We start from the raw sequence: 8,281 nt of genomic DNA, 5'->3' as shown, positions 1-8,281 counted from the left end.
TTGGCCCGCGTGCCGCCCGAGGCCTCGTACTCGGCGACCTGACCGGCCACCCACGTCGACGCGCTCGGCTCGTACTCGCCAGTGATGAGCATCTTCCCCTCCTCGCCTCGACGGGACCGGCAGCCTGATGTGGTTCCGGCTCGGTGCGCACAGCGATCGTAGGCGGCACTGGCGCCGGGTTGCCGGGGCGGCCGAGCCCAGCGGGATCCTGATCCCGTCGAGGAAGCCCTGGTGGCGTTCACTTCGGTGCGGCTGCATCGCCCATCTGGGCTGTGCGGTTTCGGGTCTCGCGGTTCTCGCCCTTGGAGGCTCGGTCAGCCGGTCACGATCACCTTGCCGAGGGTGCCGCTGAACGCGGACAGCGCGTCGCCGGCCCGCTCGATCGGGACGGTGGCGCCGACGTGCACCTGCAGCCGACCGTCGGCTACCTGGGCCAGCAGGTCAGCGAGCTTCTCAGGCGTGGCGTGGGCCATCACCGCGGTGACAGTGACGTCGGCACGCCCGAGCTGCTCGGCGGCGGCGCCGACGAGCGAAGACAGCACGCCCCCGGCTCGCAGCGTGGTGGCCAGCGCGGCAGGGTCGCCGGCCGCGTGCACAACCTTGTCGACCCCGTCCGGCTCGATCTCTCGGACGGCGGCCGCGACGTCACCGGCGTAGTCGACGACGTGCTTGGCGCCGAGCGAGCTGACGAAGTCGGCCTGCTCACCGGGCCGGGCGGTCGCGATGACGGCGGCACCGCGCGCGGACGCCAGCTGCACCGCCAGCGAACCGACGCCGCCCGCGGCACCGGAGACGAGCACCGTGTCGTCGGCTGTGACGCCGGCGGCATCCACCGCGTCCAGAGCTGCGATACCGGCTAGACCGACCGCGGCGGCGTCGACCGACGACAGCCCGGCGGGCACGACGACGAGTGAGTCAGCCGCAGCCACGACGCTCTGGCCGATCCCACCGGCGCCAAGCCCACCGGCGATGAGTCCGGCGACGCGGTCGCCGACCTTCACCTGGGTGACGTCGGCGCCGACCGCGTCGACGGTGCCGACGAAGTCGCGGCCCAGCACCACCGGGAACTCGTGCGGCATGACGTCCCAGACGTATCCGGCGGCCACGGCCAGGTCGAACCCGTTGACCGAGGCAGCCTCAAGCCTCAGGCGCACCTCGCCCGTAGCCGGTTCGGGGGTCGGGATCTCCGCCACCGCCGGGGCGGCGTCTCTGCCCGCGATCGCCAGTGCCTTCATCGGTACCTCCAGGTAGAAACTTGAAGCATCAACTTGACCCTAGTCCTCCAACTTGACGCGTCAAGTTCGCTGGTACGGTGGCCCAATGGCCGACTCAAACGCCGGCGTTGTCCCCGCCGGCACCGACGATGACGTGCGCTGGCTCACCTGCGAGGAAAGGCTGGCCTGGATGGCCATGGCCGCGATCATGATGAAGCTCCCCGCCGCGCTGGACGCCCAACTACAGCGCGACGCCGATCTGACCTTCTTCGAGTACACGGTGCTGGCGATGTTGTCGGAGCTGCCCGAGCGCACGATCCAGATGAGCGAGCTGGCCGCCATCTCGTCCGCGTCGCTGTCACGGCTGTCGCACGTGGCGAGCCGGCTGGAGAAGCGGGGATACCTTCAGCGCCGACGTTGCTCCGGCGCCGGCCGTCGTACTAACGCCACCTTGACCGACGCTGGGCTGGCCAAGGTTGCGGCCGCTGCCCCCGGCCACGTCCGGACCGTACGTGAGCTGCTCCTCGACGCTTTGTCCCCTGAGCAACTGTCGGTTCTCACCGACATTGGCGCTCGGGTCATGCCCCGCCTCGACCCCCGGCGAAGCTGGACGCTGCCGTCCTGAGAACGCCGCGCCCGAACCACACAGAGGGGAACCCTTCGAGCTGGCCGCCCGCGGTTACAGGCCGGTCTGCGCGCTGAGCCGGCCGGTGCTGACTGCGTCGACCAGGGTCTGGTAGTCGCGTTCGTTTTGGTCGGCGTAGGCGGTGGAGAAGTCGGCGATGGCCCGGTCGAAGGCGTCGCTGGTGCCCAGGTAGGACGCGATGGCGATCCGGTCGCCGGAGCGGGCGTGCGCACGGGCCAGAGCCGCCCCGCAAATCCGCGCGTACAGGGTCATCAGCGAAGCGGCCATGGTGTCGACGTCGGCGGAGCCCTTCCAGTCCCGCAGCTGGCGCAGGTAGAAGTCACGGACCTGCCCGTCGAACCCGGTGACGCGCTGCCAGCCGAGGAAGATGTCGCTGGCCGCCTGCATCAGGTGTTGGCCGGCCACCACTCGCTGGCCGTGGTTGGCGTGCTGGCTCTTGCCGACGAACCGCTCCAGGACCGACTCTTGGGCCTCCTTGGCCTGCAGGAACAGCGGGTCACCGCCATCGCGGCCGAGCAGCAGCAGGATCCAGGCCCGGGTGCCGACGCTGCCGACACCGACGACCTTGCGGGCGGCGTGCACGTAGTCGAAGTCCTCGAGCAGGTGCCGCCGGTCGGTCTGCAGGGTCCGCCGATAGGACCGGATCAGCCCTCGGAGCTCGCCTTCGACCTGCTCACGTTCCGCGCCGGCGGGCATCAGGTCCTCGATCGGGACGATCAGCGGCGGGTCCGCGTCGATCCGGCGCTCCCCGCCGACCTCGTGGGTGAGCTTGGAGAACGCCTGCATGCTGTCCCGGGTCCTGGCCTTCGCCAAGTTCGCCTGCGCCTTGGCCTGCTGCTTGGCGGTGGCCACTTTCCTCAGCTGCTCAAACAGCGCCTCCACCTCGATGTGGGCGTACCACACGTCCAGGTTGCGCAGCTGTGCGGCCTGCCTCATCCACCTCCGATACTCCGCCACCCCGGCCATCACGATCCCGCGCCGCTGCGCCGGGGTGAACCCGCGGTCCCGGCCGGCGACCTCGAAGCTCGCCGCCAGCCGTTTCACGTCCCACTCCCACGGGCCGGGCAGCGTCTCGTCGAAGTCGTTGATGTCGAACATCGCCCGCCGCTCCGGCGAGGCGAACACCCCGAAGTTCGACAGGTGCGCATCCCCACAGACCTGCACGGTCAACCCCGAGCGGGGAGTCGCGGCCAGGTCAGCCGCCATGATCAGCGCCGCGCCCCGGTAGAAGGTGAACGGCGAGACCAGCATCCGGCCATAGCGGATCGGAACCAGCTCGGGCACCCGGCTGGCCGCCTGCTCCTCCAGCAGTTCGATCGGGTCCCGCCGGTTCACCGCCGGCTCCCACCGCCCATGACTGGACCGGGGCACCTCGTTGCGCGCCGCCTTCCCCCTGGCCCCACGCTCCTGCGGGCTCAGGTGGGCCAGCTTCCTCGCGGGCGCCGGAACCGCAACGTCAGCCACACCCCGAGACGACGAACTCGGACCGCTCAGCGAGCCCTCACTGTTCATTGCTCCCCCAACCTCCCCGTCACCACACGAAATCGCGCTACCTGCTCCTCCTCACTGTCCCACCCGGCAAGCCCTCACACCGCCAGAGTCGGCTCCTCGGCCGTCGCCGATCTCGCGCTCGAGTTGCGCCAGAGCGACCTGCTGCTGTTCCAGCAGCTGCTGGAGGTGTTGGACTTTGAGCATCGCGTTGTGGTCCGCCGTCTCGTCCTGCTTCGCCGGACCTTCCGTCCGCGGGGCGAGGAAGAGGTTGGCGAGGTAACCGGTGAGGGTGCCGAAGATGCCGACTCCGACGACGATGATGAACGTGCCCAGCTCCCGGCCGGCGTTGCTGACCGGGTACTGGTCGCCGTAGCCGACCGTCGACATGGTCACGATGACGTACCACAGGGCGTCCGACGCGGTCGTGATGTTCGCCCCAGGTGCGTTCCTCTCCAGGATCAGCATCACCAGGCTGCCGAACTCCAGGACCAGGATCCCGATGAGCAGCAGGGTCAGCAGGGCGCTGCCCGCCCGGTCCTTGATGAGGCTCCTGCCGATGTTCCGGGCCCCGTACCGACGCAGCAGTCGCGCCACCCGGATGAGCCGGAAGATCCTCAGGATCTTCACCTGCGGAAAGGGGAGGCTGGCAAGCAGGTCGGCCCAGCCGAACTGCCGGAACACATAGTCGGCACGTGCGGGTGCCCGGCGGAGCCTGACCAGGAAGTCGAGGAGGAACACGATGCTGAGGAGGGCGTCGAGGGCGTAGACCACCTGCTGGGTGGCGTCGTCCCGCAACACCGACATCAGGACGATGTTCACCAGCGACAGGACCGACAGCGCCCCAATGAAGATCTCGTACCCGGTGTTACCCAGCTCGGCCTGGGACGACTCGTTGGGCGGACATCAACGACCTTCCTGGCAGTGAATGCGGACAAGCATGCCGCCCGGTCCGTCTCCTCGTGCGACCGACGCGAACAACGTGCTGCTCGGTGCCGTCGTTGCCCGATTCAGTTGGTGCTGATCCCAACGACTACCGCTCGTGAGTCCACCGACGTGTCAGGGGTCAAGCAGCGGACGTAACTCCTGACGGTCACCGAGTCAGCGATCTCCCTGTCCCTGGTCGCCCTCGTGGTGGCTCGCGCCGTGCACATCGTTTGACGGGAGTTCCCACCAACCCCGGACATCACCACCGAACCGACTCGGGGCGCACCCTGCCGAGGACCGGTCTAGGGTCAATCGAAAGGAGCATGAGCTAGCGCTCGCCGCTGTCACCGAAAGAGGAGAGTCCGATGTCAGAAGACCAGAGCACCGCTGACCAGTCAGAGGTCATTGCCGCCGCAGCGATCAGCGACGGTGCGTACACGCTGTTCGTCGCCGACTTCCCCGACACCGACACCGCGTGGGAGGCCTACGAGGCGCTGAAGTCCGTCGAGGATGGCCGCCGCGTGGAGATCGAAGGCGTGCTCGTCGTCAAGCGCGAGGCGGACGGCACGCTGGAGATCCAGAAGGCGACCGACCACAGCACCCGGCACGGGCTGAGGTGGGGCGTCGTCGGTGGGGTCGTCCTCGGCGTGCTGTTCCCCCCGTCGATCATCGGCAGCGCCGCGGTGCTCGGCGCAGCCGGCGCCGGTGTCGGCAAGGCCAGGGAGCTGCACCACCGCAGCGAGCTCGAGGCGGAGCTGCAGGACGCGATCGCCCCCGGGCACTCCGGGATCTTGGCCCTGGTCTCCGACCCCGGTGCCGTGGAGATCCGCAAGGCTCTGGACAAGGCCGACGCCATCGTCGAGAAGGCCATCGACAAGGTCGCCGCGGACGACATCAAGGCCGCCGCCAAGGACGCCGGCTCAGAAGACGCCTAACGATCACTACAGCCGAGTGGGTGCGCGCTGGGCGGGCTCAGCGCGCACCCGCGCACCGATCAGGAGTGGGGCCGTCCAGCCATAGGCGCGTGCCGTGAAGGTCGTGAAGTGCGCCAGCCGGGTGGTCGTGCGGGGCTGCCGACGATTGCGTCAGGCCACGGCCTCGACGTCGACATCGGTGTGTCGACGCCCACATGTTCGAGGACGACGTGTGCGGCGCCACGGCTGCCCTGGACGCCGTCCTGCGCGGCTTGCTGATCTGCGGTTACGTGGTGGCCAGGGGCGGGGTCGAACCGCCGACCTTCCGATTTTCAGGCGCCCCAAGGGGTCCTCGGGGGGTTACCTGGAACTGGCTTCAGGCCTCTGACGCGGTTATGTCCAGGGGCTGCCACCCCATGGTGGCCGGTCTTGAAGAGTCCTGTGACAAATTTGGGACTCCTCGGCTTTCCGTGGGTCTCCGGGGGGTCGCTAGGGCCGTCGATGGGTTGCGGTGGTTGGTGATCGGTGTCGCTGAGGGCCGGCGTGAGGACGCGCACGTACGGGCTCGTAGGTTTCGGAGCGACCAAGCAACCGATCCCTGAAGTGAGCCGCACGTGCGCGTCACCACCGCATTCAACCTGATGTTGGCCATCCCGGGTGCCTCGGTGGCCTCGGTGCAGTTCGCCCCGGAGGGTGTCGTGGTCGGGCTGCGTCGCCGTCCCGGTCGTCCCCGGTGCCCGTGCGGTGCGAAGGGCACGGGCACCTACGACACCTCGGCCCGGCGCTGGCGGCACCTGGACCTGGGTGCGAGCAAGCTGTTCCTCGAGGCGCAGATCCGCCGCCTGCACTGCCGGCGGTGCGACCGGGTCGTCACCGAGGCGGTGCCGTGGGCTCGGCCGCGGGCGCGGCACTCGCGTGACTTCGAGGACGTCGTCGCCTGGTTGGCGCAGCGCGTCGATAAGACCACGATCGCCCGGATGCTGCGGACCTCGTGGGAGACCGTCGCGGGGATCGTCACCCGGGTCGTCGCCGAGGCCATCGATGACCGCCGGTTGGCCGGGCTGCTGCGGATTGGGGTCGACGAGGTCTCCTACCGCAACGGGCACCGCTACCTGACCGTCGTCGCCGACCACGACGAAGGGGGCAAGGTGGTCTGGGCCGGTGAGGGCAAGAACGCCGCGACCCTGGGCGCGTTCTACGCCCAGCTCGGCGACAGTGGTTGCGCGGCACTGGAAGCGGTCAGCATGGACCTCGGTGCCGCGTTCGCGAAGGCCACCGACACCCACGCCCCGCAGGCCCGCCAATGCGTCGACCCGTTCCACCTCGTCGCGCTCGCGAACGAGGCCATCAACAAGGCCCGCCGGTGGGCCTGGAACCTCGAACGCGACAAAGCCAAGACCGCCCCACGGCGCGGACCCGGGCGGCCGCCCGCGGACAGCGCACCAGCGCCGCGGGACCAGGCCCGATGCGTCAAGCACAGCCGATGGGCGCTGCTGAAGGACCCCGACCAGCTGCTGCCGTCCCAGCTCGACGTGCTCCAAGAACTGCGGCGGACCAACTCGGTGCTCTACCGCTGCTGGCAACTCAAGGAAGGACTCCGCGACCTCTACCGCCTCCGCGACCCCCGCGACGCCCCCGGGCACCTCGACTGGTGGCTGGCCTGGTCCTGCCGCAGCCGCATCCCCGCGTTCCTCACCCTGTCCAAGACCGTCCGAGCCAACCGTGAACGCATCCTCGCCGCCATCGAACTCGGCCTGAGCAACAGCAAACTCGAAGGCCTCAACAGCAAGATCCGACTCATCAACCACCGTGGCTACGGACACCACAGCGCCACCGCCCTCATCGCGATGATCTACCTCTGCTGCGGCGGACCCACCATCACGCTGCCCACAGAAAGGTGAGGAGAACCACAAATTTGCTCTGATCAGGGGGCCGACGATTGGCGCCCTGGGCCTGGGCCGGGCACGCGTCGTGCCGCCTTCGTCGGCGTTATGCGCGACGATGTACTGCGGGTTTGATCGAGCCGAGAGGAGTGGGCAGACCGACTAGTCCGGCGTAGGAGCCGGCGAGACCGGCGAGGGTCGGGGCTGTCGATGACGAGGTGGTGCAGACGACCGGTCACGGCCTGATTCCGGCTCAACGTTGAGCATCGGCAGTGCAAAGTCAGTCCGCTGCTTGAGCAGGTATGTCCATCCGGGACGGCGATGCCTCAGTCAGCCATGTGACTGCAGAGCCCAAGCGCCTTCGAGAGCCTGTTCGACGTCACCCGGCTCGGCATCGGTGAGTTCGGCCATCATCATCATGTGCTTCTCGAACCGCGCAGGCACCGAGAAGGTGCCAGGGAACCGGATGAGCAACGATGGACGCAGGTCGAACGAGATCCGGATCGCTCGGGGGTCCGTATCGAGCTGCCGGGCCACGAGGCGGCCGTGCAGCCGCCAGAGTCGCAGTCCGTCTTGGCGCCGAAAGCGCACGCCGGGCAGCCCGGCGGCGAACTCCTCGACTTCACTCCAGCGCATCCCGGCACCTCATGGTGACTTCATCGGCGTCGATGCGACCCCACCCACCTAGTGAAGGGAGGTCCTCCGACACACCATTCCCATGCGCCCCGCAACGGCAGGTAGTGAGCTCGTGGTCGCCTGGGGTTCAGGCTTCTTTGCTCGGTTTCGGTCCGGCGTCGGGCCAGGAGTTGGGGGCCTCGGCTGCGCGTTGCTGGAGTTCGATCGCAGGGCTGTTAGGAAGCTGCGGGGGCGGCGAGGATCGCGGGATGCACGTTGTTCCCGCGCTGGTATTTCCGACCAGCGAGCCCGCGGGGAGCTGCGGGTCGGGCTCGGCTGCAGGCGCTCAGGACGCCGGCGGCGCCGGTTTCGCGTCCAGACGCGGGCCGTGGTCGGGGTGTGCGAGCGGGTCGTCCGGGGCCGGATGTGGCAGCTGCTCGATGAGCCCGACCAGCGCGGCGCGGAAGCCCTCCGGGTCGGCTACCCGCTCGCGCACGATTTGGTCCGCGACGTCGGCGCGTACCGCCGCGTGGTACGCCCGGGTGCCCAGGCCGGTCCGGCGGACGATGACCCGCCGGCGGTCGTGCGGGTCGC

At 69.1% G+C, this 8,281-nt stretch carries 9 protein-coding genes; 3 read left to right on the top strand and 6 right to left on the bottom strand.

Translation table 11 applies throughout. The features are described 5' to 3' along the window. The coding region (locus VIM19_16735) for a nitroreductase family deazaflavin-dependent oxidoreductase (GenBank protein HEY5186502.1) at positions 1–92 on the bottom strand (92 nt) is incomplete at its 3' end. 222 nt (positions 93–314) lie between these two features. Further along, positions 315–1,235 (bottom strand): NADP-dependent oxidoreductase, encoded by a 921-nt coding sequence (locus VIM19_16730; GenBank protein ID HEY5186501.1) that lies wholly within the window; start codon positions 1,233–1,235, stop codon positions 315–317. 85 nt (positions 1,236–1,320) lie between these two features. On the opposite strand from VIM19_16730, the gene VIM19_16725 reads away from it, so the two are divergent. Further along, positions 1,321–1,839 carry a MarR family transcriptional regulator gene (locus tag VIM19_16725; protein ID HEY5186500.1) on the top strand — a complete coding sequence of 173 codons (519 nt, stop codon included), beginning with the start codon at positions 1,321–1,323 and terminating at the stop codon, positions 1,837–1,839. Positions 1,840–1,893: 54 nt separating this feature from the next. On the opposite strand, the gene VIM19_16720 is transcribed toward VIM19_16725, so the two are convergent. Both VIM19_16720 and VIM19_16715 read right to left on the bottom strand, forming a co-directional pair. Continuing rightward, positions 1,894–3,324: a DUF2252 domain-containing protein gene (locus VIM19_16720; GenBank protein HEY5186499.1), complete on the bottom strand. Its 1,431-nt coding sequence runs from the start codon at positions 3,322–3,324 to the stop codon at positions 1,894–1,896. Between the two features lie 99 nt (positions 3,325–3,423). Next, on the bottom strand, positions 3,424–4,197 hold the full coding sequence (locus VIM19_16715; GenBank protein HEY5186498.1) for a potassium channel family protein: 774 nt from the start codon (positions 4,195–4,197) through the stop codon (positions 3,424–3,426). A 443-nt stretch (positions 4,198–4,640) separates the two neighbouring features. On the opposite strand from VIM19_16715, the gene VIM19_16710 reads away from it, so the two are divergent. Beyond that, a complete protein-coding gene (locus tag VIM19_16710) occupies positions 4,641–5,210 on the top strand; it encodes a DUF1269 domain-containing protein (protein HEY5186497.1) in 570 nt (189 codons plus the stop codon). Between the two features lie 593 nt (positions 5,211–5,803). Continuing rightward, on the top strand, positions 5,804–7,090 hold the full coding sequence (locus VIM19_16705; GenBank protein HEY5186496.1) for an ISL3 family transposase: 1,287 nt from the start codon (positions 5,804–5,806) through the stop codon (positions 7,088–7,090). Between the two features lie 312 nt (positions 7,091–7,402). On the opposite strand, the gene VIM19_16700 is transcribed toward VIM19_16705, so the two are convergent. Together VIM19_16700 and VIM19_16695 are read right to left on the bottom strand one after the other, a co-directional pair. After that, positions 7,403–7,708 carry a hypothetical protein gene (locus VIM19_16700; GenBank protein ID HEY5186495.1) on the bottom strand — a complete coding sequence of 102 codons (306 nt, stop codon included), beginning with the start codon at positions 7,706–7,708 and terminating at the stop codon, positions 7,403–7,405. A 325-nt stretch (positions 7,709–8,033) separates the two neighbouring features. Beyond that, positions 8,034–8,281, bottom strand: a 248-nt coding sequence (locus VIM19_16695; protein HEY5186494.1) for a hypothetical protein, incomplete at its 5' end; no start/stop codon positions are given.

Source organism: Actinomycetes bacterium (assembly GCA_036510875.1).
GTDB lineage: Bacteria > Actinomycetota > Actinomycetes > Prado026 > Prado026 > DATCDE01.
Note: the sequence above shows the minus strand (reverse complement) of the source record. Positions and strands in the feature narration are given on the sequence as shown.